23 protein-coding genes are annotated in these 22,917 nt (G+C 69.3%); 14 read left to right on the top strand and 9 right to left on the bottom strand.

Annotated elements, in window-relative coordinates:
• Window positions 1–6: 6 nt before the first annotated feature.
• From ACFCQI_RS18385 to ACFCQI_RS18370, 4 genes are read right to left on the bottom strand one after another with little or no spacing between them, the layout of a single operon-like run.
• On the bottom strand, window positions 7–987 hold the full coding sequence (locus tag ACFCQI_RS18385) for a biotin-dependent carboxyltransferase family protein (protein WP_395119077.1): 981 nt from the start codon (window positions 985–987) through the stop codon (window positions 7–9).
• Window positions 984–1,691 carry a 5-oxoprolinase subunit PxpB gene (gene pxpB, locus ACFCQI_RS18380; protein WP_395119075.1) on the bottom strand — a complete coding sequence of 236 codons (708 nt, stop codon included), beginning with the start codon at window positions 1,689–1,691 and terminating at the stop codon, window positions 984–986. The genes ACFCQI_RS18385 and pxpB overlap by 4 nt, the downstream gene beginning before the upstream one ends.
• 1 nt (window position 1,692) lies before the next feature.
• Window positions 1,693–2,112, bottom strand: coding sequence for an HIT domain-containing protein (locus ACFCQI_RS18375; protein WP_395119073.1), 420 nt, complete (start codon window positions 2,110–2,112; stop codon window positions 1,693–1,695).
• A complete protein-coding gene (locus tag ACFCQI_RS18370; protein WP_395119071.1) occupies window positions 2,109–2,777 on the bottom strand; it encodes a dienelactone hydrolase family protein in 669 nt (222 codons plus the stop codon). Before ACFCQI_RS18370 ends, ACFCQI_RS18375 begins: the two co-directional genes overlap by 4 nt.
• A 109-nt stretch (window positions 2,778–2,886) precedes the next feature.
• Here ACFCQI_RS18370 and rimO point away from each other — a divergent pair, with 109 nt between their 5' ends.
• The 3 genes from rimO to phnD all read left to right on the top strand — a co-directional run bounded on the left by rimO (window position 2,887) and on the right by phnD (window position 6,231).
• Complete coding sequence (rimO, locus tag ACFCQI_RS18365) at window positions 2,887–4,224, top strand: 30S ribosomal protein S12 methylthiotransferase RimO (protein ID WP_395119069.1); 1,338 nt, start codon at window positions 2,887–2,889, stop codon at window positions 4,222–4,224.
• A gap of 6 nt (window positions 4,225–4,230) precedes the next feature.
• Window positions 4,231–5,040 (top strand): DUF3025 domain-containing protein, encoded by an 810-nt coding sequence (locus ACFCQI_RS18360; RefSeq protein WP_395119067.1) that lies wholly within the window; start codon window positions 4,231–4,233, stop codon window positions 5,038–5,040.
• A 195-nt stretch (window positions 5,041–5,235) separates the two neighbouring features.
• Window positions 5,236–6,231: a phosphate/phosphite/phosphonate ABC transporter substrate-binding protein gene (phnD, locus tag ACFCQI_RS18355; protein WP_395119065.1), complete on the top strand. Its 996-nt coding sequence runs from the start codon at window positions 5,236–5,238 to the stop codon at window positions 6,229–6,231.
• 18 nt (window positions 6,232–6,249) lie between these two features.
• On the opposite strand, the gene greB is transcribed toward phnD, so the two are convergent.
• From greB to ACFCQI_RS18340, 3 genes are read right to left on the bottom strand one after another with little or no spacing between them, the layout of a single operon-like run.
• Window positions 6,250–6,759 carry a transcription elongation factor GreB gene (gene greB / locus ACFCQI_RS18350; RefSeq protein WP_395119063.1) on the bottom strand — a complete coding sequence of 170 codons (510 nt, stop codon included), beginning with the start codon at window positions 6,757–6,759 and terminating at the stop codon, window positions 6,250–6,252.
• The gene (locus ACFCQI_RS18345; protein ID WP_395119061.1) at window positions 6,756–8,006 is read right to left on the bottom strand and encodes a hypothetical protein; all 1,251 of its coding nucleotides are present in this window, start codon (window positions 8,004–8,006) and stop codon (window positions 6,756–6,758) included. The genes greB and ACFCQI_RS18345 overlap by 4 nt, the downstream gene beginning before the upstream one ends.
• 10 nt (window positions 8,007–8,016) lie before the next feature.
• Window positions 8,017–9,525, bottom strand: coding sequence for a helicase HerA-like domain-containing protein (locus tag ACFCQI_RS18340; protein WP_395119059.1), 1,509 nt, complete (start codon window positions 9,523–9,525; stop codon window positions 8,017–8,019).
• 128 nt (window positions 9,526–9,653) lie between these two features.
• Here ACFCQI_RS18340 and ACFCQI_RS18335 point away from each other — a divergent pair, with 128 nt between their 5' ends.
• Window positions 9,654–11,138 carry a transglycosylase SLT domain-containing protein gene (locus ACFCQI_RS18335; protein ID WP_395119057.1) on the top strand — a complete coding sequence of 495 codons (1,485 nt, stop codon included), beginning with the start codon at window positions 9,654–9,656 and terminating at the stop codon, window positions 11,136–11,138.
• 27 nt (window positions 11,139–11,165) lie between these two features.
• Here ACFCQI_RS18335 and ACFCQI_RS18330 read toward each other — a convergent pair whose 3' ends face one another.
• Window positions 11,166–11,612: a hypothetical protein gene (locus ACFCQI_RS18330; RefSeq protein WP_395119055.1), complete on the bottom strand. Its 447-nt coding sequence runs from the start codon at window positions 11,610–11,612 to the stop codon at window positions 11,166–11,168.
• A gap of 110 nt (window positions 11,613–11,722) precedes the next feature.
• Complete coding sequence (asd, locus tag ACFCQI_RS18325; protein WP_395119053.1) at window positions 11,723–12,592, bottom strand: archaetidylserine decarboxylase; 870 nt, start codon at window positions 12,590–12,592, stop codon at window positions 11,723–11,725.
• 171 nt (window positions 12,593–12,763) lie between these two features.
• Between asd and prmB the strand changes: the two genes are divergently transcribed.
• From prmB to ACFCQI_RS18275, 10 genes are all read left to right on the top strand, one after another.
• Window positions 12,764–13,690, top strand: a complete 927-nt coding sequence (gene prmB / locus ACFCQI_RS18320; protein ID WP_395119051.1) for a 50S ribosomal protein L3 N(5)-glutamine methyltransferase — start codon at window positions 12,764–12,766, stop codon at window positions 13,688–13,690.
• Window position 13,691: 1 nt separating this feature from the next.
• Window positions 13,692–14,258, top strand: a complete 567-nt coding sequence (locus ACFCQI_RS18315) for a GNAT family N-acetyltransferase (protein ID WP_395119049.1) — start codon at window positions 13,692–13,694, stop codon at window positions 14,256–14,258.
• Window positions 14,259–14,399: 141 nt separating this feature from the next.
• Entirely contained in the window at window positions 14,400–15,488 is a 1,089-nt protein-coding gene (gene aroC / locus ACFCQI_RS18310) for a chorismate synthase (RefSeq protein WP_395119047.1), read from the top strand.
• A 30-nt stretch (window positions 15,489–15,518) separates the two neighbouring features.
• A complete protein-coding gene (locus ACFCQI_RS18305) occupies window positions 15,519–16,508 on the top strand; it encodes a 2-hydroxyacid dehydrogenase (protein WP_395119045.1) in 990 nt (329 codons plus the stop codon).
• Window positions 16,509–16,542: 34 nt separating this feature from the next.
• The gene (locus ACFCQI_RS18300; RefSeq protein ID WP_395119043.1) at window positions 16,543–17,574 is read left to right on the top strand and encodes an aspartate-semialdehyde dehydrogenase; all 1,032 of its coding nucleotides are present in this window, start codon (window positions 16,543–16,545) and stop codon (window positions 17,572–17,574) included.
• Window positions 17,575–17,576: 2 nt separating this feature from the next.
• Window positions 17,577–17,873, top strand: coding sequence for a hypothetical protein (locus ACFCQI_RS18295; protein WP_395119041.1), 297 nt, complete (start codon window positions 17,577–17,579; stop codon window positions 17,871–17,873).
• Window positions 17,874–18,044: 171 nt separating this feature from the next.
• Window positions 18,045–20,354, top strand: coding sequence for a FimV/HubP family polar landmark protein (locus ACFCQI_RS18290; protein WP_395119039.1), 2,310 nt, complete (start codon window positions 18,045–18,047; stop codon window positions 20,352–20,354).
• 120 nt (window positions 20,355–20,474) lie between these two features.
• Window positions 20,475–21,257: a tRNA pseudouridine(38-40) synthase TruA gene (gene truA / locus ACFCQI_RS18285; protein WP_395119037.1), complete on the top strand. Its 783-nt coding sequence runs from the start codon at window positions 20,475–20,477 to the stop codon at window positions 21,255–21,257.
• Window positions 21,254–21,895, top strand: a complete 642-nt coding sequence (locus tag ACFCQI_RS18280) for a phosphoribosylanthranilate isomerase (RefSeq protein ID WP_395119035.1) — start codon at window positions 21,254–21,256, stop codon at window positions 21,893–21,895. The genes truA and ACFCQI_RS18280 overlap by 4 nt, the downstream gene beginning before the upstream one ends.
• Window positions 21,883–22,887 carry a cupin-like domain-containing protein gene (locus ACFCQI_RS18275; protein WP_395119033.1) on the top strand — a complete coding sequence of 335 codons (1,005 nt, stop codon included), beginning with the start codon at window positions 21,883–21,885 and terminating at the stop codon, window positions 22,885–22,887. The genes ACFCQI_RS18280 and ACFCQI_RS18275 overlap by 13 nt, the downstream gene beginning before the upstream one ends.
• Window positions 22,888–22,917: the final 30 nt, after the last annotated feature.

The following is a 22,917-nucleotide window of genomic DNA, read 5'->3' as shown; positions in this document are numbered from 1 at the left end:
GGCCAGTCATGCGGGGAGGAGTCCGTCGTGTTGCAGTCGTCGCGCGATCTGCCGGCACAGGGCGTCGAGCGCCTGCTCGCGGCGCCGCAGGCGATCGGCAGCCTGTTCCAGTGTGCCACGGCGAAAGCATACGGGATCGCCCGGCCGGCGTTGCGCCAGGCGCGGAAGATCCGCCGCGGCAAGCTGGCCGATGCGCGGATAGCCGCCGGTCACCGGCGCCTCGGCCATCAGCACGATCGGCTGGCCGGACGGCGGCAGTTGCATCGTGCCGGGCAGGGTTGCCTCGGAGATCAGTTCCAGCGGCGCGCGCAACTGCAGGCGTGCGCCGTCCAGACGGCTGGCGGTGCGGTTGCTGTCGCTGGCGACGCGGAAAGTGCCGATGTGCAGTGCTTGCCGCGACGCCTCGTCGAGTTGCGCGTGGTGGCTGCCGGGCAGCAGCATGAGCGGCGTTTGCGCGAAGTCGAACCATGGCCGCGGGTCGAGTCGCCATGGCAGGGCGTGGGGATGGTTCGCCGGCGCCGCGCTGCTGGCGGTGGCGCCGACCGGCAGCGTGTCGCCGGTTCGCAGCGCGCGGCCGAGCCCGGCGTGCAGGTCGCTGCTGCGGCTGCCCAGCACGGCGGCCACGTCGAAACCCCCGCGCACGGCCAGGTAGCTGCGGCAGCCGGCGGCCATGCGGCCCAGTTGCAGCACGCTGCCGGCGGGCAGCCAGCAGGCTGTCCAGGTCGGCAAGTCGGTGTCGCCGGCCCGGGCGGCGATCGGCGCACCGGTGATCGCGATCCACGCCGCGTGTTCGAAGCGCAGGGTCGGGCCGAGCAGGGTGCATTCGAGCGCCGCCTCGTCGCCGCGGTTGCCGACCAGCGCGTTGGCCAGGCGCCAGGCCGGCAGGTCCATCGCGCCGGCGCGGCCCACGCCGATCGCTGCATGGCCGGGGCGGCCGCGATCCTGCAGCGTGCCGAGCAGGCCGGGCTTGAGCACGCGCACGCTCATCGGCGCCGCGCCGCATCGAGGTCGGCGAATTCCTCCGCGTCGATCGCGCGGAAGCGCACGCGGTCGCCGGCGGCCAGCAGCGAAGGTTCGCTTGCGTCGGCGTCGAACAGGCGCAGCGGCGTGCGCCCGATCAGATGCCAGCCGCCGGGCAGTTCGGCCGGATAGATGCCGGTCTGCGCGCCGCCGATCGCCACGCTGCCGGCAGGCACGCGGGTGCGCGGGTCGCGTCGGCGCGGCATCGCCAGCGTGGGATCGAGCCCCAGCAGGTAGGGGAAGCCGGGCGCGAAGCCGAGCATCGCCACGCGGTAGTCGACGCCGACGTGGCGAGCCACCACCACCGTCCCGGACAGGCCCAGGTGCTGCGCCAGTTCATCCAGATCCGGGCCGTGCGGGCCGCCGTAGCACACGGGGATTTCGTGTATGCGGCCAGCGCCGGCCGGCGCGTGGCGGGTTTCCAGCGCGATGCGCGCGGCCCGTTCCACGCGCTGGTGCGCACTCGCCGCCTCGTCGCCTTGCCACGCCGCCGGCGCGAATCGCAACAGCACGCTGGCATAGGCTGGCACGCATTCCAGCGAAGGCAGATCCCGCAGCGCGGCCACGGCGGCGTGCACGCGGTCGTTGAGCACCGGCTCGATGCGGTCGCCGAAGCGCAGCAGCAGCGCATCCTCGGCCAGCGGCTCGAACTGGATCGCGTCGGCCGGCACGCTAGCCGGGCGCCGCGAGTGCTTGCCGCAGCGCGGTCATCCGCTCGTGCAGCACGACTTCGGCGCAGGGCTCGCGCTGGCCGTGGCCCCACACCGGGCCGGGCCAGCCGGCATCGCCCTCGCGACGCGCCACCACGTGCACGTGCAACTGCCGCACGATGTTGCCCAGCGCGCCCAGGTTGAGCTTGTCGCACGGCATCGCCGCACGCAGGGCGGCGGCGGCGCGGTTGACTTCGTGCCACAGCGTGGCCTGTTCGCCCTCGTCCAGGTCGGCGATCTCGACCAGGCCGTCGCGGCGCGGCACCAGCACCAGCCAGCCGTAGCGCGCGTCATCCATCAGGCGCACGTCGCACAGCGGCAGCGAGGCGAGCAGGCGGGTGTCGGCGGCCAGCCGCGGGTCGAGGGTGAACGCCTCGCTCATGCGTTGGCCAGGTGCTTGTCGAAGAAGGCCAGCGTGCGCTGCAGCGCCAGTTTGGCGCTGGCTTCGTGATACGCCTTGCTGCCATCGCGGTTGAACGCGTGGTCCGCCGGGTAGGTGAACAGTTCCATCTGCGGCAGCGCCACGCGATGTTTCTCCACCATCTCCGGCGTGATGTTCTGATCCTTCTCGCCGAAATGGAACATCACCGGCGCCCTGGGCACCTCGTGCAGGAACGGCAGGTTGCGCGCGCCGTAGTAGCTCACCGACGGCAGCCCCAGGCGCAGCGCGGCGAGCAGGGCGACGGTGCCGCCCCAGCAGTAGCCGACCGTGCCGATTTTCCCCGCCGAGGAAATGGCCTCGGCGGCGCTGGCGACGTCCTCGACGGCACGCTCCAGCCCCAGCTCGTTGACCAGGTTGCGGCCCTTGTTGGTGCCCACCTGGTCATAGGCCAGTTCCACGCCGCTTTCCAGGTGGTCGAAGAACGCGGGCGCGATCGCGGTATAGCCGAGCGCGGCGAAGTGGTCGACCACCCGGCGGATGTGCGCGGTGACGCCGTAGATTTCCTGGATCACCACCAGGCCGCCCTTGGGCTTGCCCTCGGCGGTGGCCATGTAGGCGCCGATGCAATGGGTGCCGCCGGTGGGGATGGTGATGTCCTGGCCCATGGCTCTGCCTCGATCAGTTGCCGATGCGGCGATGGTAACCGCAGCGGCGAGGGCGTGGCCGTCACGTATAATCAATCGTTTTCGCGCCCTGCCACGGTAGCCGTCCGCCATGCCCCAGCCCACCCAGAAGATCGGCTTCGTCAGTCTCGGTTGCCCCAAGGCGCTGGTGGATTCCGAGCGCATCCTCACCCAGCTCAAGGTGGAGGGCTACCAGATCGTGCCCAGCTACGGCGAGGCCGACGCGGTGGTGGTGAACACCTGCGGCTTCATCGACGCGGCGGTGCAGGAGTCGCTGGACTCGATCGGCACCGCGCTCAACGAGAACGGCAAGGTGATCGTCACCGGCTGCCTGGGCAAGCGCGCCGAGCTGATCCGCGAGGCATATCCGGACGTGCTCTCGATCAGCGGCCCGCAGGATTACGCCAGCGTGATGAGCGCGGTGCACGAGGTGTTGCCGCCCACGCGCAACAAGTTCCTCGACATCGTGCCGGACACCGGCGTGAAGCTGACGCCGAAGCACTACGCGTACCTCAAGATTTCCGAGGGCTGCAACCACCGCTGCAGCTTCTGCATCATCCCCTCGATGCGCGGCAACCTGGTCTCGCGGCCGGTCGACGAGGTGCTGGTGGAGGCCGAGAAACTGGTCAGGGGCGGCGTGAAGGAACTGCTGGTGATCTCGCAGGACACCAGCGCCTATGGCGTCGACGTGAAGTACGCCGAGCGCCCGTGGCGCGGGAAGAACTACCGCACCCGCATGACCGAGCTGTGCGAAGGCCTGTCCGAACTCGGCGCGTGGACGCGCCTGCACTACGTCTACCCGTACCCGCACGTGGACGAGCTGATGCCGCTGATGGCGGGGGGAAAAATCCTGCCCTACCTCGACATCCCGTTCCAGCACGCCAGCCCGCGCATCCTGAAATTGATGAAGCGCCCCGGCAACATCGACAAGACGCTGGAGCGCATCCGGAACTGGCGCGAGCTGGTGCCGGAGCTGACCATCCGCAGCACCTTCATCGTCGGTTTCCCCGGCGAGACCGATGCCGAGTTCGAGGAGCTGCTGGACTTCCTGCGCGAGGCCGAACTGGACCGCGTGGGCGCGTTCGCCTATTCGCCGGTGGACGGCGCCAAGGCCAACGAGCTGCCCGGCGCGGTGTCCGAGGAGCTGAAGGAGGATCGCCTCGAACAGTTCATGGCGGTGCAGGCGGAAATCTCCGCCGCCAAACTGCAGCGCAAGATCGGCCGCACGCTCAAGGTGCTGGTGGACGAGGCCGGCGTCGACGGCGCGGTGGCTCGCTCGGCCGCCGATGCGCCGGAGATCGACGGCTGCGTGCTGATCGCCGACGGCCAGCAGCTGAAGCCGGGCCAGTTCGTGGACGTGGTGGTCGAGGCGGCCAGCGAACACGACCTGCACGCGCGCCTGGCGCATCCCGCGCTCAAGATCGTGTGACGCGCCATGCGCTATGTGGCGCCGGCGCGCGGTGCGGTCGACCCGCAAGTGTTCGGTCGGATGCCGCTGGCCGCGTGGCGCGAGCACGCCCGGTTGGTCGAGGGCCGCGACTGGCCATCCATCGATGCGCTCAATGCCGCCCGCCCCGCCGGCATGCACGAACGCTTCGTGGCGCAGACCCGTGAACTGCTGGCCGACGGCCTGCACTACGAACAGCGCATTGCCGAACACGGCGCGATCGCTACCCGCGAACGCAACTGGCACGACCTGTTCAACGCACTCGCCTGGCTGCGCCACTGTGCGCTCAAGCGCGCGCTCAACGCGCGGCAGGTGGCCGAAATCGCCCGCATGGGCACCAGGCAGCGCTCGCGTGCGCAATGCGCACTGACCCATTTCGACGAGGCCGGTGTCGTGGTCGCGCTGCGCGATCCGGCGCTGCTGGCGCTGTGGAATGCGCATGACTGGCATGGCCTGTTCTGGCGCGAGCGGGAGGCGTGGTTCGACGGGCGCATCCATGTCGAGGTGTTCGGCCACGCCTTGCTCGAACACGCGCTGACACCGGCGCAACTGCTGGTGGGCAAGGCGCTGGTGGTCGCCGGGCCGCGGTTGTCACCGGGCGAGGTCCTCGAAGCCTGCGCGCAGGCCATCGGCAACGGCGATGTGCTCGGCGATCCGCTGGAACTGCGCCCCTTGCCGCTGGCCGGCGTGCCCGGCTGGCATCCGGACAACGAGCAGGAGGCTTTCGTGCGCGAGGCGGCGTGCTTTCGGCCGGTGCGGGCCGGGCGGAGTTACCCGCCGCCGCTGGCCAGAGGTTGACCGATCGCCCGGAAACCCTGCATCCGCATCCGGGCCGGCATCTTCCGCGACGCCGAAGCCCTCCCCGTGCTTGCCGGATCGACCGATCGCGACTATATACGAGCAATCGGGGAGCACGGGGTTCGAGGGAGCAGGGCATTGAATATCGCGGGTTTGCGACGACGCCAGGGGCGTCTCGGGCGTGGCGTGACGTGGATGCTTGCAGCCCTGCTCACCCAGGGTGTGCTGCTCGCGTGCGCCGGTGCGGGGACGGCGCAGGCAGCGACACCGATGGAGCCGATCCGCTTCGGCATCCTGCCGATCGGCAGCGCGGCCGAGTCGCTGGAGCAATGGCGGCCGCTGCTGGACGACTTGCACAAGCAGTTGGACCACCCCGTGACCACCGTGTCGGTGAGCAGCTACGCCGGCCTGTCCGACGCCATCGGCGCGCAGCGGGTGGACGTGGCCTTTCTCTCCGGCAAGCTCGCGGTGGAGGCGGTGACGCAGCAGCACATGCAGGTGTTCGCCCAGTTCGTGCGCAACGATGGCGTCAACGGCAACGTCGCCATGCTGGTGGTGCGCAGCGACAGCCCCATCCGCGATCTGAACGACCTGCTCGCCACGACCAGCCACGGCTGGCGTTATGCGCGCAGCGAACAGCTTTCGGTCACCGGCTATACCGCGCCGGAAGCCTACGTGTTCGCGCCGCGCGGGCTCAATTCGGACACCTTCTTCGCCAACGTGCGGGTGGGCGATCATCAGAGCAACCTGCTCGCCGTGGTCAACCGCGAAGTGGACGTGGCCAGCAGCAACAACCCGGACATGGACCTGTTCCGGCGCAACTTTCCGCGCGAGGCAGCGCAACTGCGGGTGATCTGGCGCTCGCGGCTGATTCCCTCCGGCGTGCTGGTGATCCGCGACGGCATGCCCGAATCGCTGCGCCACAAGCTCACGGCATTCCTGCTGGCCTACGGCAAGGCGCCCGGCGAGGTCGGCGAGCGCCAGCGCGAGCGGCTGGCGCGGATTCCGGACCTGGGCGGTTTCGCGGCGGAGACCAACCACGTGCTGCAGCCCTTCGTCGACATGCAATACACCTTGCTGCGGCAGCAGGCCGAGCAGGGCCGGTGGATCAGCCCGCAGGCACGGCAGGCGCGGCTGGCGCAGATCGAACGCGACCACCAGCATGCATTGAAACTGCTGCGGCCGCATTGAGCGGTCGACTGGCCCGCGTCAGGCTTCCTGCCCGTAATCCACCGAAAGCACCACGAACTCCGCCCGCCCGCCCGGCAGCTCGGCGGAGAATTCGTCGTCGACGCGTTTTTTCAGCACGGCGCGTGCGAGCGGCGAGTCGATGCTGATCCAGCCGCGCCTGGCGTCAGTCTCGTCCGGGCCCACGATGCGGTAGCGGTGGACTTCGCCGCTGTCCACGTTCTCCAGCCCGATGCAGGCGCCGAAAAACACGGCGCGGCGATCGCCCGGCACGCCCTCGGCAACTTTCAGTGCGGGAATGCGTTTGCTGAGGTAACGCGCGCGGCGGTCGATTTCGCCGAGCTGTTTCTTGCGATAGGTGTATTCGGCGTTCTCCGAGCGATCGCCTTCGGCGGCTGCCGCGGCGAGGGCCTTCACCACTTCCGGGCGCAACACGTGCCACAGGTGGTCGAGTTCGGCCTTGAGCCGTTCGAAGCCGTCGCGGGTGATGATCGCGGTGGAGCCGGGCGAGGGCGGGCGCCAGCGGCTCATGCCGGGCTGGCCAGTTGTCGTCGCTGCGCGTCGATCTCGCCGCGCAGCGGGTGCTCGGGCCAGGCCGCGACGAGCCGGTCGAGCAGCGCTGCCGCGTCGGCGTGCTGGTCGGCATGGGCGGCCAGTGCGCGTGCGGCCAGCAGGCCGTAGTGCGGCGCCTGCGGGTCGCGTGGCCAGTGCGCGACATAACCCTGGCCGAGATGGATCGCGAGGCGGCTCATGCCCATCCGCACGGCCAGGTCGGCCAGGGCGCCGCAGGTCTGCGGGTCGTCCGGGATGAAGCTGGCGTCGATGCCGCAGCATTCCTGCAGCACGCCGAGGGCGCGCCGCGATTCGCCCTGGGCGATCAGCGCGGCAATCCAGATCTGGCCGTGCACCAGCAGGTCGTCGCGCAGGCCCTGCCGGTGCAGCAGCTCGCGGTAGAACTGGTGCACGGCGGGTGGCGCCGCGCGCTCGCGCAGTCGCGCGGCAAGTTGGCGCAACGCGGCCTGCGGATCGTCGGTTGCCTGCTGGCGCGCGGCATCCACCAGTCGTTCGTCGGCGTCCTGCCCGGAAGCCTTGGCCAGCTCCGGCGCTTCCGGAACCATGCCGAAACGCTCGTGGCGCTGGTGGATCATCGCGCCCATGAGATGAAAGGCGAGCACGATCAGGTAGGTGTAGGCGAACGCGAACAGCGGCAAGGCGAGCAGTCGCGGCAGCCGCGCAGTGGTGACCGAGGCGACCACGATCAGCACGCCGAGCAGCAGGTTGATCGCCACGGGGACCAGATACGCGCCGCCGAAACCGCCGATGATGCGCAACCAGTTGAGCGGATTGATGGCCAGCGCGAGGTTGCCGTCGAACGCCAGCGACATGTCGATCGCCGGCAGCACCAGCGCCGCCAGGAGCAGCACCGGCCACAGCAGGCGCGGGAAGAACACGATGGAGACCACGCACAAGGCGACCACCAGCAGGTGAATCGCGGTCAGTCCCCAGCCGCTGGCGCTGTTGCCGTCACTGCCCACGTCCGGCGGGTCGGCGTAGCCGTTGGCGGTGTGCTGCATGCAGTCCGCGGCATAACGCCAGGTGGCGGCCCAGACCAGCGCGCTGGCCAGCGCACCGACATAGCCCGGCAGCAGGCCGACGTAGTGGGCCAGCGCCAGCGCCACGCAGGTGGCCAGTGCGGCGCCGCGCAGCGGATAGCCGAAACCGTCCCGCAGGCGCTGCGCGAACGGCGTATCGGTGGCGACGATTTCGACGCGCGGCATCGGCGGCGCCTCAGCGCTTGCCGCCAAAGATGCCGCCCAGCACGCCGCGCAGGATCTGTCGGCCGAGCTGGCTGCCCGCGGTGCGCACCATCTGCTTGCCCATCGTCTCGATCATGCCCTGGCGGCGCTTGGTGCCGAACAGGGCGTCATGCACGGCGCCGCCCCAGCCGCCGTCCGCTTCCTTCGCCGAGCCATTGGCCGGCGCGTCGGCCGCCACGGTGGCGGCATTGGCGGCCTTGTCCTCGGCGCGCTTGGCCAGCATCTCGGCGGCCGATTCGCGATTGACCGTGGTGTCGTATTTCGCGCCCACCGGCGAGCGCTGGCGGATGGTGCCGCGCTCGGCCTCGGTGATCGCGCCGATGCGGCAGCACGGCGTGGTCACCAGCACCTGTTCCACCGGCGTGGGCACGCCGCCGTGGGCCAGCGTCGAGGCCAGCGCCTCGCCCACGGCCAGCTTGGTGATCGCCTCGGTGACGTCGAGTTTCGGGTTGGCGACGAAAGTTTCCGCCGCCGCCTTGACCGCCTTCTGGTCGCGCGGGGTGAACGCGCGCAGCGCATGCTGGATGCGGTTGCCGAGCTGGCCGAGGATCACGCCGGGCACGTCGTCGGGGTTCTGCGAGCAGAAGTACACACCGACGCCCTTGGAGCGGATCAGCCGCACCACCTGTTCCACCCGCTGCAGCAACGCCGGCGAGGCGTCGTCGAACAGCAGGTGCGCCTCGTCGAAGAAGAACACCATCTTCGGCTGGTCGAGATCGCCCACTTCGGGCAATTGCTCGAACAGTTCGGACAGCAGCCACAGCAGGAAGGTGGAGTACAGCCGCGGCTTCATGATCAGCTGGTCGGCGGCCAGCACGTTGATGATGCCGCGACCGCTCATGTCCTGGCGCATCAGGTCGGCCAGTTCCAGTGCCGGCTCGCCGAAGAACTGGTCGGCGCCGTCGCCCTCGAGTTTCAGCAGCGCGCGCTGGATCGCCGCGATGCTGGTCGTGCTGATCAGCCCGTACTGGGTGGACAGTGCCTTGGCGTTCTCGGCGGCGTAGGTGAGCAGGGCGCGCAGGTCGGCCAGGTCCAGCAGCAGCCAGCCCTGGTCGTCGGCGGCCTTGAACACCACTTCGAGCACGCCTTCCTGGGTGTCGTTCAATTCCAGCACGCGGCCGAGCAGGGTCGGACCCATCTCGCTGACGGTGGCGCGCACCGGGTGGCCGAGCTTGCCGTAGATGTCCCAGAACACTACCGGGTTCGCCTGCGCCTTCCAGTCCGCGAGCTTTAGCTTTTCCAGGCGCGCCTTGAGCTTGTCGCCCGGCTCGCCCGCGGCCATCGCCAGGCCGGCCAGGTCGCCCTTGGCATCGGCCAGGAAGCACGGCACGCCCAGCCGCGAGAAGCCTTCGGCCAGCACCATCAGCGACACGGATTTGCCGGTGCCGGTGGCGCCGGCGATCATGCCGTGGCGATTGCCGTAGTGCGGGTCCAGGCTGACGCTGGTGCTGTCGTTGCGGCCGATCAGGATGTCAGTCATGGCGGTCCTTCCATTGGTGGTGACGCGATTGTAGCCAACCCGACGCGTGGCTCGCGGTTGTGACGCCGTGCGTTGAGTCCGGCTTCGCGGCCGGCTATGGTGAATGCTTTTTGCAGGTGAAGTTCTTCATGTCGTTGCCCCACGTCTTTCGCCCGCGGCACCTCGCGTCGCTTGTGCTGGCCTGCACCTTGCTGGGCGGCTGCGCCAGCAGCGGCGGCGAGAGGACCCCGACGCCGGCCGATGCGCTGTACGGCCAGTTGAACCAGGCCAGCAAGGGCTACGAGACCGCCTTGCAGCAGGCGCGCGAAGGCGACAGCGATGCGTCGGCACTGAGCCTGCGCCAGTCGCTCGACTTGCTGAAGCAGTCGTCAGCGAAATGTGCGGTGACCGCCGGCTGCGATCCGCAGCGCTTCTTTTCCGTATTCGACCGCCTGCTGCGCCTGAAAGATGGCGATTTCGACGACCTCCCGGATCTGTCCGGGGATGTCGAGTCGTCGCAGGCGGCGCTGGCCACCGGTCATGCCGGTGCGGCCAGCCTGCCGCAGGCGCAGCGCAGCGTGACGCTGCTGCACGGACAGAAGCTGTCGCAGCTGATCGCGATGAACGGGCCGGTGAAGGCAGCGCTGGAGATGTGGCTGACCCAGCGCCGGCCTTACCTGATGGACGCCTGGGTCAATTACCAGTACCTGCGCCACGATATGTGGCCGGCCTACCAGAAGGCCGACCTGCCCGAGGCGCTGCTGTTCGGCATGGTGGCCCAGGAATCCGGCGGCAAGGTGCACGCGGTGTCGCGCTCCGGCGCCTCCGGCCCGCTGCAGTTCATGTATTCCACCGGCATGCGTTTCGGGCTGGGCGTGGACAACGGCTTCGACATGCGCTTCGACCCGGCCGCCTCGGCGCGGGCCAATGCCGAATACCTCAACGAGCAGTTGCGCATCTTCAACAACAACCTGGAGCTCGTCATCGGCGCCTACAACGGCGGCGAAGGCCGCATGCGCCGAGCGGTGGGCGACGACCCGTCGGTGAGTTTCTACGACCCGCGCATCTACGACCAGATGTCGCCCGAGACGCGCGACTACGTGCCGGCGGTGCTGGCGGCGGCGTGGCTGTTCCTGCATCCGGACAGCTACAACCTGCGCTTCCCGAAGATCGACGGCGACCCCGGCAGCATCACGCTCAAGCGCGCCGCGTCGCTTGATGAGCTCACCGTCTGCCTGGGTTCGGCCGATGGCATGGAGGAGGGCTGGTTCCGCACCCTGCGCAACCTCAATCCGCGGCTCGACCCCGATACCAGCCAGCCGGTCGGCGCCACGCTGCGGGTGCCCAAACGACTGGAGCGTGCCTATGCCGCCCGTTGCGTCGATGGTCCGTGGCCGATCCTCGCGGCGGACCTGCACCGTGCGACGGTGCCGGTGGTACCCGATCCGGCGCAGGCGCCGGCGAAGGCGGGTGCGCAGAGAACGACCACGTATCGCGTGCGCCGCGGCGACACCTTGATCAGCATCGTGCGCAAACTGCATTGTTCCAGTGTGCAGGAGATTTCCGAGATCAACGATCTCCAGCACCACCGCATCCGGGTGGGCCAGCATCTGAAGGTGCCGGTCTGCCGTTGAGGCGCGGGGTGGGGCGCCGCCGCGCGGTCAGGCGACGGCGCTCTCCTGCATCCAGCTGTCCGAGGTATCGCTGCGGCTGCCGCCGCCGTGGAGCTCCTTGAGCTCGCGCAGCAACTGCAGCAACTGCCGGTGCTGGGCCTGCAGGTTGGGCTGGGTGGCGGTCTTGGTCTCGTGATAGGCGACCGCCAGCCACAGCGCGATGCCGCGCAGCGCGACCTCGGCGTTGTTCGAACGTGCACGTTCGTAGCCCAGGTCGGTGCCTTGTCCCCACGGCAGGTAGCGCGATTCCGGCGTGGTGCCGTACAGGTGCGGGAAATCACAGCGCGAGGCCTGGCCGATCTCGCGCAGGGTGAGCATGCTCAGCCGATCGCGGCTGCGCTTGGGCAGGGTCCGGATGCTGCGTTCGACATCGCGGAACTGGCGGCCAAGCTGGCGCGAACGCACCACCGCAAAGAATGGAGTGAGTATCTGCATGGTTCCCCTCGGCACAGGTTCGGCACGGCATGTTGGCCGGTCCGTCGCGAGGAGGTTAACCGGCCACCCCCGGAATTTGCGCGCATAGCGTCACAAAATGACGCGCAACGTCAGTTTTCGGGAAAGTGGCCGCCTGCCACCCTGATCTGGCCGATCCGCTGGCCCACGCGAACGTGCTGTTGCGGCGGCAGCGGATCGACCGTCGCGCTGCCCGGCGGCAACAACACGATCACGGTCGAACCCATGTTGAAGCGCGCCATCTCGGCGAAGCGTTCCAGCGTGATGTCCTGCCCGGCAAACGATTTGCGGCGGATCGACGAGGCGTACGGCGGGATCACCAGGCCGTCCCAGACCGTGGCCACCGACGAGACCAGGATCGCGCCGACCATCACCACCACGAAGGGGCCGCGTTCGCCGTCGAAATGGCAGACCAGCCGCTCGTTGCGCGCGAACAGCCGCGGGATCGCCTCCACCGCGAATGGCGCCACGCTGAAGATGCGCCCCGGCACATGCACGGTTTCGCGCAGCGTTCCCTTCATCGGCATGTGCACCCGATGGTAGTCGCGCGGCGACAGATAGACCGTCACGAAGCTGCCGTTGCGGTACGGCGCGGCGGCGGCCTGGTCGCCGCCGAGCAGTTCGGCGGCGGTGTAATCCTGCCCCTTCGCCTGGAAAATCCGCCCGTCGACGATGTGCCCGGCCTGGCTGATGCGCCCGTCGGCGGGCGAGAGCAGGGTGGCCGGATCGGCATCCGCCTGGCGCGCGCCGGGTTTCAGCTTGCGCGTGAAGAACGCATTGAAATGCTGGTAGGCCAGCGGGTCGGACTGCGCGGCCTCGGTCATGTCCACGTCGTAGTTGCGCACGATGGTGGCGATCAGCCAGTTCTTCCACGGCGCAAACGTCCAGCGCGTGGCCCAGTAGACCAGGCGGGACAGGAAGCGGTGCGGAAGGACGTATTGGAGGAATACCTTGAAAGTCATCCGGGCAGTATAGGGGCGAGGAGTGAGTGGAGAGGAGTGAGAAGTGAGAGAAAGCCAAGGCAGCTGCCGGCGATCCCATGCGTTCCTCTCTTTTCTCACTCCTCTCCACTCACTCCTCTCCACTCACTCCTCGCCCCTATACTTGCGGGCCATTCCGCTCCGGGCGCCACCGTGACTGCCGATCTCGCCACCATCATCGACTTCATCCGTTACGGCGCCAGCCGCTTCTCGGCCGCCGGGCTGACTTTCGGGCACAGCCACGACAACCCGATCGACGAGGCCACGCATCTCGTGCTGGCCAGCCTGCATCTGCCGCCGGACATTCCGCCGGCCTACGGCGCCGGCCGGCTCACCGCGGAAGAGCGCGCGAACGTGCTGGCGCTGATCGAGCGCCGCGTCAACGAGCGCCTGCCGGTGGCCTACCTGGTCGGCGAGACCTGGTTCGCCGGGCTGAAGTTCAAGAGCGACCGCCGCGCGCTGGTGCCGCGCTCGCCGATCGCCGAGCTGATCGAGACGGGCTTCACGCCGTGGCTGGACGAGCGCCACGTCGAGCGCGCGCTGGACCTGTGCACCGGCTCGGGTTGCATCGGCATCGCGATGGCCGAGTACAACCCCGAATGGCAGGTCGACATCGTCGACATCAGCGACGAGGCGCTGTCGCTGGCGCGCGAGAACATCGCGTTCCAGCACGTCGAGGGCCGCGTCGAGGCGATCCAGTCGGATCTGTTCGCCGGCGTGGCCGGGCGCAAGTACGACCTGATCGTCTCCAACCCGCCCTACGTCACCGAGGACGAGTACGCGGCGCTGCCGGGCGAATACGCGCACGAGCCCAAGCTGGGCCTGACCTCCGGCGCAGACGGCCTGGACCTGTGCCTGCGCATGCTGGACGAGGCGGCTGGTCATTTGACCGAGGACGGCCTGCTGATCGTCGAGGTGGGCGAGAGCGAGCACGCGCTGTCCGCGCTGCTGCCCGAGGTCCCGTTCGTGTGGATCGAGTTCAAGGTTGGCCCGATGGGCGTGTTCGCGCTGGAGCGGCGCGACCTGGTCGAGCACGCGGCGGCGATTCACGCCGCGGCTGTCGCACGCCGCCCGGGCTGACATGGAACTGGTCACGGCGCGACTGCGGATCGACCCGTTGCGCGCTGAAGACGCCGCGGCGCTGTTCGCCCTGCGCAGCGACCCCGTGGTGGCGCGCTACCAGGGTTGGCGGCCAGCCGATCTCGCCGCCGCGCGTGCCTTCATCGAGCGACAATCGCCCGCAGCCACTCCCGCCGGCTGGTTCCAGCGCGCGATCCGCCTGCGCGAGGACGGCCGGCTGATCGGCGATCTTGGCGTGAACCTGCCCGAGGATGCGATGGAATCGGTCGAGTTCGGCATCAGCCTCGCGCCGGCCGGGCAGGGCCGTGGCTACGCCGGCGAGGCCGTGCGCGCCCTGTTCGGGCAGGTATTCGGCCCGTGGCGTCGGCACCGCATCCACGCCTCGGTCGACCCGCGCAACCAGGCCTGCCTCGCCCTGCTGCGTTCGCTGGGCATGCGCCAGGAAGCCCATCACTGCGAAAGCCTGTGGCTGCACAGCGAATGGGTGGACGACATGATCTTCGCCATGCTCTCCCGCGAGTGGCCAGCGGCGCCACGGCAGGAGCCCGCTCGCGGACGATGTTCTTGAACCGGGATGACCAGACATTCGTCTGTCGAGAGCCGGGATTGGGGATTCGGGATTCGCAAGATTAAAAAGGCATCGCCCACGAGCGGGCTCCTACAAGAGGGGTGGTGCCGGTATGCTCTGGGCTTTGATCCCGGACGCGCGATGTCAAGCAATTCCTTCGGCAAGCTGTTCACCGTCACCACCTTCGGCGAAAGCCACGGGCCGGCGATCGGCTGCGTGATCGACGGCTGCCCTCCGGGGCTGGCCATCGCCTCGGAAGAGTTCCGCACCGACCTCGAGCGCCGCGCCACCGGCCGCAGCCGCTACACCTCGCAGCGGCACGAGGCGGACGAGGTGGAGATTCTTTCCGGCGTGTACCAGGGCAAGACCACCGGCACGCCGGTCGCGCTGCTGATCCGCAACACCGACCAGCGCAGCAAAGACTACGGCGAGATCGAGCAGACCTTCCGCCCCGGCCACGCCGACTACACCTACTGGCAGAAGTACGGCATCCGCGACCCGCGCGGCGGCGGGCGCTCCTCGGCGCGCGAGACCACCATGCGCGTGGCCGCTGCCGTCGTGGCTAAGAAATGGCTGGCCGAACGCCATGGCGTGCACGTGCGCGGCTACCTGGCGCAGATCGGCGAGGTCGTGCCCGGTGCGTTCGACTGGAGCGCGGTGGAGCAGAACCCGTTCTTCTGGCCCGATGCATCGCAGGTGCCGGCGCTGGAGGACTACATCAACAAGCTGCGCAAGTCCGGCGATTCGGTCGGCGCGCGCGTCAACGTGGTCGCCGAGGGCGTGCCTCCTGGCTGGGGCGAGCCGGTCTACGGCAAGCTGGACGGCGACCTGGCCAGTGCGCTGATGTCGATCAACGCAGTCAAGGGCGTGGAGGTCGGCGATGGTTTCGCCGCCGTCGCCCAACGCGGGAGCGTACATCGCGATGAAATGCGTTTGGACGGCTTTACGTCCAATCACGCCGGTGGCATTCTCGGTGGCATCAGCACGGGACAGGCGGTGACCGCCTCGATCGCGTTGAAGCCCACCTCCAGCATCCTGATCCCCGGCCGCAGCGTGAACCTGGCCGGCGAGCCGGTGGACGTGGTCACCAAGGGGCGTCACGACCCCTGCGTCGGCATCCGTGCCACGCCCATCGCCGAGGCGATGATGGCGCTGGTGCTGATGGATCACGCCTTGCGCCATCGGGCGCAATGCGGCGACGTGGGGCCGGTCGCGCCACGCATCGCCTGAGGCCGAGCCACCGCCACCGGAACCCGTTCGATGACCGACAAGCCGCGCGTCTGGGTGTCCCGCCCCACTTTCCCCGGTGTCATCGCCCGGCTGGAGCCGCATTTCCAGGTGACCGTGGAGGAGACCGAACGCAAGTTCAGTCCTGCCGAACTGGCCGCCCGGCTGGCAGGGCAGGATGCGGTGATCGTCGGCCTCAAGGACCGCATCGGCGCGGCCGAAATCGGTGCGGCCGAGCGCCTGCGTATCGTGGCCAACCTTGCAGTGGGCTACGACAACATCGACGTCGACGCGATGAGCGCTGCCGGCATCGCGGTGTCCAACACCGCCGACGTGCTCAACGAGAGCGTGGCCGACTTCGCCTGGGCGCTGCTGCTGGGCGCGGCCCGGCGCATGACTGCGGCCGAGCGCTGGCTGCGTGCCGGCCACTGGCATGCCACCGAGTTCAAGGCGTGGCTGGGCAGCGACGTGCGCGGTCGCACCCTGGGCATCCTCGGCATGGGCCGCATCGGCCAGGCCATCGCCCATCGCGCGGTCGGCTTCGGCATGCCGGTGATCTACCACAACCGCTCGCCGCTGCCCGAGGCGGTCGAGCGCGCCTGCAACGCACGCCACGTGGACAAGGCGCAGTTGCTGGGCGAGTCCGATTTCCTGGTGCTGGCCTTGCCGCTGACGCCGCGCACCCGACACGCCATCGGCGCGGCCGAGCTGGCCCTGATGAAGCCGACCGCGATGCTGGTCAACATCGCCCGCGGCGGCATTGTCGACGACGCCGCGCTGGCCGCGGCGTTGCGCGACCGGCGCCTGGCCGGCGCGGCGCTGGACGTGTTCGAGGGCGAACCGAAGCTGCATCCGGCGCTGCTCACGCTCGACAACGTGGTGCTCAGCCCCCATATCGCCAGCGCCACGACCGATACCCGCCGCGCGATGACATCGGTGGCGGTGGACAATGTGCTCGCGTTGTTCGGCCATGGTCCGCACGCAGGACGACCACCCAACCTCCTCAACCCGAACGTGCTGTGACCGGCACGCCTCCACTTCCAGAGCAACCCATTCCATGAGTCACAAGAGCAGTTACAAGGTCGCCATGGTCGGCGCCACCGGTGCCGTCGGCGAAGCCCTGCTGGCCATCCTCGCCGAGCGCGAGTTTCCGGTCAGCGAGCTGGTGCCGCTGGCCAGCGAGCGATCAGCCGGTGGCAAGGTCAGCTTCGGCGGGAAGCAGGTCACCGTGCAGTTGCTGGATACCTACGACTTCGCCGGCGTCGACATCGCGTTCTTCTCCGCCGGCGGCTCGGTCAGCCGCGAACACGCGCCGCGCGCGGCAGCGGCCGGCGCGGTGGTGATCGACAACACTTCCGAGTTCCGCTATCAGGACGACATCCCGCTGGTGATCAGCGAGGTCAACCCGCACGCGATCGCCCAGTACACCAACCGCGGCATCATCGCCAACCCGAATTGCTCGACCATGCAGATGCTGGTCGCGCTGGCGCCGATCCACCGCGCGGCGCAGATCGAGCGGATCAACGTGGCCACCTACCAGTCCGTCTCCGGTGCCGGCCGCAGCGGCATGGAGGAGCTGGGTCGACAGACCGCGGCCCTGCTGAATTTCCAAAGCGTGGAACCGGGCAAGAAATTCCCGGTCCAGATCGCGTTCAATGTGATCCCGCAGATCGACGACTTCCAGCCCAACGGCTACACCAAGGAGGAGATGAAGCTGGTGTGGGAGACCCGCAAGATCCTGGAGGACGAGTCGATCCAGGTGAACCCGACCGCGGTGCGCGTGCCGGTGTTCTATGGCCATTCCGAGGCGGTGCACATCGAGACCAGCGACAAGATCACCGCCGAGGAGGCGCGCGAACTGCTGCGCCAGGCGCCGGGCGTGGTGCTGATGGACGAGCGCAAGCCGGCCGGCTACCCGACCCCGGTGGCGCAGGCGGCCGGGACCGATGGCGTGTTCGTCGGGCGCATCCGCGAGGACATCTCGCATGAGCGCGGGCTGGACCTGTGGGTCGTCTCGGACAACATCCGCAAGGGTGCGGCCTTGAATGCGGTGCAGATTGCCGAGTTGCTGATCGAGGATTATCTCTGACCATGCGCGTCCTGCCGTCTCTTGCCGCCATCGGCATCCTGCTCACCGCGTCGGCCTGGGCCGCGCCGCCGGCCGGACCGGCCCGCGCCGGCTCGACGGCCGTCCCGGCACTGCCGGCCGTACGGCAGCGGATGCAACGCAATCAGGTCGAGGTGAAGCGCCTGCAGCAGGAGGTGGCCCGTCAGGAATCGGCCAGCCAGCGCGCCAGCCGGCGCCTGGAGCAGCAGGACGCGCAGATCGCCGAGTTGCGCCGCCAGTTGTTGCAGGTGCGGGCCGCGGCGCCCGATGACCACCCATGACGGGGTGTCCGGGGCAAGAACCGGCAGCAGCAATGTGTCGCAAGTATTCGCCGCGGCTATTGTTGATTGCGCTTCTTGTAACTAAAGTGGCGGCACGGTGACGCGGCCGCCGCCCTGGTGGCGGCATCTTTTCAACAAGTAAAGCGTCAGGGATCGCTCGGGGGAACATGCATGAATCGTTCGTTGAAATTGTCGATGCTGGTGGCGCTGGCGCTGGGGAGCAGCCAGCTCCTGGCCGTGGACATGGGCCAGGTCCAGGTCAAATCGGCATTGGGACAGCCGCTGCTGGCCGAGATTCCGCTGCACCCGGCCAGTCCGGCCGAGTTGCAGGGTCTCAAGGTGAAACTGGCCTCCAGCGAGCAGTTTGCCCGGGCCGGCATCGTCGGCGGGCGCACCGACATTCCGCTGCACTTCAGCGTTGCCACCGGCGCGCACCCGGTGATCCGCATCACCAGCAGCGAACCGGTGAACGATCCCTATCTCGACCTCCTCATTGAAGTGGACGGCAAGGACGGCCCCAGCGTGCGCGAGTACGCGATCCTGCTCGATCCACCCGGCTCGCACCCGGTCGCGGCAACCCCCGCGCCGGCGCCAGTGGCGGCGCCGCGCCCGGCCAGCCCGGCGCCGCGCCCTGCGCAGCGCGCTCCCGCCCCGGCGCCGCAAGCGGCGGCGGCTACCCGCACACCGGCTCCCGCTGCCGTCGAGAACGGCCGTCTCGGTCCGGTGCAGAGCGGCCAGACGCTGTCGGGCATCGCCCGCAGCGTGACGCCGACCGGCGTCGACGTGCGCCAGATGATGCTGGCCCTGCAGCAGGCCAATCCGGACGCCTTCTATCGCGACAACATCAACGCGCTCAAGAGCGGCGCGGTGTTGCGCGTGCCCAGCGCCTCCGAGGCGCAGGCCATGAGCCTGGCCGCGGCGGCCGCCGAGGTGAGCCGGCAGAACAGCGACTGGCGCGCCGGCACGCCGGGCAAGCCCGCGGTGGTGGCCGATGCGGCAACGCGCGCTTCCTCCTCCGGCTCGCCCACCACCGGCGCGGCCGACAACGAGGACCGGCTGGCGCTGGTGCCTCCGCAGGCCGGCACCGTCGGCGGCGGGCAGTCATCCGGCAAGACCGACCAGTCGGCTGCCAGCCTGCGCGAGGAATTGCTGCGCTCCCGCGAAAGCGTGGCCAGCCTGAAGCAGCAGAGCGGCGACCTGAAGGCGCGGCTGAAAGACCTCACCGACATCAACGCCAAGAACGAACACCTGCTGTCGCTGAAGGACAGCGAGATCGCCGAGTTGCAGGCCAAGCTGGCCGCTGCACGCAAGGGCACCGGCGCGCCGGCAACCGCTCCCGTGGCTGCGAGCACGGTAGCGGAACCCGCAGCGCTCGCGCCGGCGGTGGCCAGCGCCGGCAGCAGCGCCGAGGCCAGCGAGAGCCCGGTGGCCTCGGCCTCCTCCGGCGCGGCGACCTCGGCATCGGTGGCAGCGGCAGGCACCGCGTTCGCGCCGGCCGGTTCGGCCTCGCTGGCTACTGCCAGTGCGACACCGGCTGCTGCGGCCACGGTTGCGGCCGAACCTGCGTCCGCACCCGCGCCCGCGCCCGCCCCGGCACGCGTGGTCGAGCAACCCTGGTACATGCAGACTTGGGCCTGGGCCGCAGCGGCCGGCGCGGTCATCGTGTTGATTCTGCTTGCCGTTCTCGGTCGCCGCCGCAAGCCTGCGGCCGCCGCCAAGACGGGGGGAGCCTCGCTGGCCGATCGTTTCGGCGCCACGCCGCCGGCAGGCGAGGGCGACGACGATCTGCTGGCCGATGGCGATACCGACCAGGAGCAACTGCTCGACCAGCTGGCCGAGCATCCGGACGACATCTACCTGCATCTGGAACTGGTCACGCTGTACTACTCGCGCCGCGACGTGGAGCGTTTCGAGGCCGCGGCCGAAGCGATGCACGCCCACATCACCGACCCGGAACAGGACGAGTGGCAGGACGTGGTGCACATGGGCGAGGATCTCGCGCCGGGGCATCCGTTGTTCGACCATCATGCGGAGCCTGCCGACGTCGAGTCCGAGGCGACGCAGGCGTTCGACATCGACGACTACGCCGACGACAGCGACGCACCCACCGTGGTTTCCCCGCTGCCGCCGGCGCTGCCGACCGGCACGAAGAAAGTCACCGAGTACAGCTTCGATTTCGACCTGACCCAGCCCGCAGCCGGTGGTTCGCGCACGGCGCCGCCGGCGGCCGCGGACGACATTACCGTGGTCAAGCCGCACGCCGAGCCGAAGGCTTCCTGGGATGCGCCGGAAACCGGCGCGTCCGCCGCGGAGTCGGCTGAGTTCAGCGACGATCCGGTCGATACCAAACTCGACCTGGCGCGCGCCTATCTCGACATGGGCGATGCCGATGGCGCCCGCGCGATGCTGGGCGAAGTGCTCAAGGAAGGCAGCCAGATGCAGCGCGACGTGGCGCGCAAGCTGCTCGACGGTCTGGGCTGAGATCGCATCGCGAACGGGACGGAACCGGGCCGGCCTTGCCGGCCCGATTTCTTTTCGGCGGGCATGACGTCGGTGCCTGCCTGCTAATCTTCGACGCTTCCTTCCGGATCTGCGGCATCCATGCGCATCGCCCTCGGCATCGAGTATGACGGCACCGATTTCTTCGGCTGGCAACGCCTGACCGAAGGGCCGAGCGTGCAGGGCGCAGTGGAGGAGGCCTTGTCGAAAGTGGCGGCCCATCCGGTGCTGGTCAGTTGCGCAGGACGCACCGACGCCGGCGTCCACGGCCGCTGCCAGGTGGTGCATTTCGATACCGATGCACGCCGCGAATTGCGCGGCTGGGTGCTGGGCGCGTGCTCGAACCTGCCGGCCAGCGTGGCCGTGTTGTGGGCGCAACCGGTGCCGGAGAGCTTCCACGCGCGCTTTTCCGCGCGCAGCCGCCGTTATCGCTACCACATCCTCAACCGGCCGGTGCGCGCCGCGCTGGACGCGCGCTACGTCACCTGGGAGCGCCTGCCGCTGGACGCGCAGCGCATGCACGAAGCCGCGCAATCCTTGCTGGGCGAGCACGACTTCAGCGCATTCCGGGCGCTGTCGTGCCAGGCGCCGCACCCGCGGCGCTCGGTGCTCGAGATCAGCGTTCGCCGCGAGGGCGAGCACGTCATGCTGGAGATCGAGGCCAATGCCTTCCTGCACCACATGGTGCGCAACATCGCGGGTTCGCTGCTGCTGGTCGGTCGCGGCGAGCAGCCGGTGGAATGGATGGCCGAACTGCTCGCCGGCCGCGACCGCCAGGTGGCCGGACCGACTGCGCCGGCCTCGGGGCTGACCTTCATCGGCCCGCGCTACGAGGCGCACTGGGGCCTGCCCACCGAAGTCTGCCTGACGGGAGCCGGCCCGTGACCCGCATCAAATGCTGTGGCATGACCCGCGTCGAGGATGCGCTGCTCGCCGCGCGGCTCGGCGCCGATGCGATCGGCCTGGTGTTCACCGCGCGCAGCAAGCGGCAGGTGACGCTGGCGCGTGCGCGCGAGATCGTCGCGGCGCTGCCGCCGTTCATCGCCACGGTGGCCCTGTTCATGGACGACGCGGCGGCGCTGGTGCGGCAGGTGGTCGATGAAGTCGATCCCGCGCTGCTGCAGTTCCATGGCGATGAGGGCGACGACTGGTGCGCACGGTTCGACCGCCCCTTCGTCAAGGCGATCGCGATGGGCGATGGCGCTGCCGCGCTGCCGCGCCTGCTCGATTACCCGCGCGCCGCCGGCCTGTTGCTGGACGGCCATGCACCCGGCGAGGCGGGCGGCAGCGGCAAGGCGTTCGACTGGTCGTTGCTGCCCGGCAATCTGGCGCAGCCGCTGATCCTGGCCGGTGGCCTGCACGCCGGCAACGTGGGCGATGCGGTGCGCGCGGCACGTCCGTGGGCGGTGGATGTGGCCAGCGGAGTGGAATCGGCACCGGGGATCAAGGACGTGGCGCGGCTCGAAGCCTTCATCCGCGCGGTGCGCGCGGCCGACGCGGAGCAGGCGGCATGCCGGGAGTGATCGAGGAATATCGCGGCGCCGGGCAAGCACTCGAACTCGCGGGCCTGGTGGATCGTGCCCGCCCGCTGGTGATCCGCGGCCTCTGCCGCGACTGGCCGATGGTGGCGTGGTCGCGGCAGTCGGACACCGCCTTTGCGCAAGGCCTGGCGAAGCTGGACAACGGCCGCGAGGTCGACGCGCTGCTGATGCCGGCAGGCGAGGGCGGCGTGATCGGCTACAACGCGAATGTCGACGGTTTCAACTACGCGCATCACCGCGTCTCGATCACCCGGGGCCTGCAGCGGCTGGCGGCCTACAGTCGCCAGGACAATCCGCCGGGGCTGGCGATGCAGAGCGCGCTGATCGCCGACTGCCTGCCCGGACTGCTGGAGGATCATGCGGTTCCCTTCATCGACAAGGCGATCCAGCCGCGCATCTGGATCGGCAACAAGGTCACCACGCCGGCGCATTTCGACGAGTACCACAACGTCGCCTGTGTGGCGTGCGGGGTGCGGCGCTTCACCCTGTTCGCCCCGGAGCAGGTGCGCAATCTCTATGTCGGCCCGCTGGATTTCGCGCCGACCGGCGCAGCGATCGGCATGGCGCGGCTGGATCGTCCCGACGATCCGCGTTATCCGCGCTTGAAAGATGCGCTGGCCGCGGCACAGGTGGCCGAACTGCATCCCGGCGACGCGATCTACATCCCGCCGATGTGGTGGCACCACGTCGAGTCGCTGGAGCAGATCAATGCGCTGGTGAACTACTGGTGGAAACCGGTGCCGGCCGGGGGCGACGCACCGGCCACGGCGCTGGGCTGCCTGATGCACTGCATCCTCGTGTTCCGCGCGTTGCCGCCGGCAGAGCGGGCGGCGTGGAAAGGCCTGCTGGATCACTACGTCTTCGGCGACGACGACCCCGCCGCGCACATCCCCGCCGAGCGGCGCGGGATACTCGGCGCGCTCACGCCGGGGCAACTGGCCGAGTTCCGGGAAACCATCCGGCGTTATCTGTGAACTATCCGCTAAGATGGTCGCTTGCCGCAG

It is taken from the genome of Rhodanobacter sp. FW102-FHT14D06 (genome assembly GCF_043950705.1).
Taxonomy (GTDB): Bacteria; Pseudomonadota; Gammaproteobacteria; order Xanthomonadales; family Rhodanobacteraceae; genus Rhodanobacter.
The sequence above is the reverse complement of the archived record's forward strand: the minus strand, read 5'-3'. Positions and strand labels throughout refer to the sequence as shown.

What these genes read in the sequence shown, in the direction of transcription:
- ACFCQI_RS18385 (WP_395119077.1), bottom strand. Translation starts at nt 987, where the DNA reads ATGAGCGTGCGCGTGCTCAAGCCCGGCCTGCTCGGCACGCTGCAGGAT.
- ACFCQI_RS18375 (WP_395119073.1), bottom strand. Translation starts at nt 2,112, where the DNA reads ATGAGCGAGGCGTTCACCCTCGACCCGCGGCTGGCCGCCGACACCCGC.
- ACFCQI_RS18370 (WP_395119071.1), bottom strand. Translation starts at nt 2,777, where the DNA reads ATGGGCCAGGACATCACCATCCCCACCGGCGGCACCCATTGCATCGGC.
- rimO (WP_395119069.1), top strand. Translation starts at nt 2,887, where the DNA reads ATGCCCCAGCCCACCCAGAAGATCGGCTTCGTCAGTCTCGGTTGCCCC.
- ACFCQI_RS18360 (WP_395119067.1), top strand. Translation starts at nt 4,231, where the DNA reads ATGCGCTATGTGGCGCCGGCGCGCGGTGCGGTCGACCCGCAAGTGTTC.
- phnD (WP_395119065.1), top strand. Translation starts at nt 5,236, where the DNA reads ATGCTTGCAGCCCTGCTCACCCAGGGTGTGCTGCTCGCGTGCGCCGGT.
- greB (WP_395119063.1), bottom strand. Translation starts at nt 6,759, where the DNA reads ATGAGCCGCTGGCGCCCGCCCTCGCCCGGCTCCACCGCGATCATCACC.
- ACFCQI_RS18345 (WP_395119061.1), bottom strand. Translation starts at nt 8,006, where the DNA reads ATGCCGCGCGTCGAAATCGTCGCCACCGATACGCCGTTCGCGCAGCGC.
- ACFCQI_RS18340 (WP_395119059.1), bottom strand. Translation starts at nt 9,525, where the DNA reads ATGACTGACATCCTGATCGGCCGCAACGACAGCACCAGCGTCAGCCTG.
- ACFCQI_RS18335 (WP_395119057.1), top strand. Translation starts at nt 9,654, where the DNA reads ATGTCGTTGCCCCACGTCTTTCGCCCGCGGCACCTCGCGTCGCTTGTG.
- ACFCQI_RS18330 (WP_395119055.1), bottom strand. Translation starts at nt 11,612, where the DNA reads ATGCAGATACTCACTCCATTCTTTGCGGTGGTGCGTTCGCGCCAGCTT.
- asd (WP_395119053.1), bottom strand. Translation starts at nt 12,592, where the DNA reads ATGACTTTCAAGGTATTCCTCCAATACGTCCTTCCGCACCGCTTCCTG.
- ACFCQI_RS18315 (WP_395119049.1), top strand. Translation starts at nt 13,692, where the DNA reads ATGGAACTGGTCACGGCGCGACTGCGGATCGACCCGTTGCGCGCTGAA.
- aroC (WP_395119047.1), top strand. Translation starts at nt 14,400, where the DNA reads ATGTCAAGCAATTCCTTCGGCAAGCTGTTCACCGTCACCACCTTCGGC.
- ACFCQI_RS18305 (WP_395119045.1), top strand. Translation starts at nt 15,519, where the DNA reads ATGACCGACAAGCCGCGCGTCTGGGTGTCCCGCCCCACTTTCCCCGGT.
- ACFCQI_RS18300 (WP_395119043.1), top strand. Translation starts at nt 16,543, where the DNA reads ATGAGTCACAAGAGCAGTTACAAGGTCGCCATGGTCGGCGCCACCGGT.
- ACFCQI_RS18295 (WP_395119041.1), top strand. Translation starts at nt 17,577, where the DNA reads ATGCGCGTCCTGCCGTCTCTTGCCGCCATCGGCATCCTGCTCACCGCG.
- ACFCQI_RS18290 (WP_395119039.1), top strand. Translation starts at nt 18,045, where the DNA reads ATGAATCGTTCGTTGAAATTGTCGATGCTGGTGGCGCTGGCGCTGGGG.
- truA (WP_395119037.1), top strand. Translation starts at nt 20,475, where the DNA reads ATGCGCATCGCCCTCGGCATCGAGTATGACGGCACCGATTTCTTCGGC.
- ACFCQI_RS18275 (WP_395119033.1), top strand. Translation starts at nt 21,883, where the DNA reads ATGCCGGGAGTGATCGAGGAATATCGCGGCGCCGGGCAAGCACTCGAA.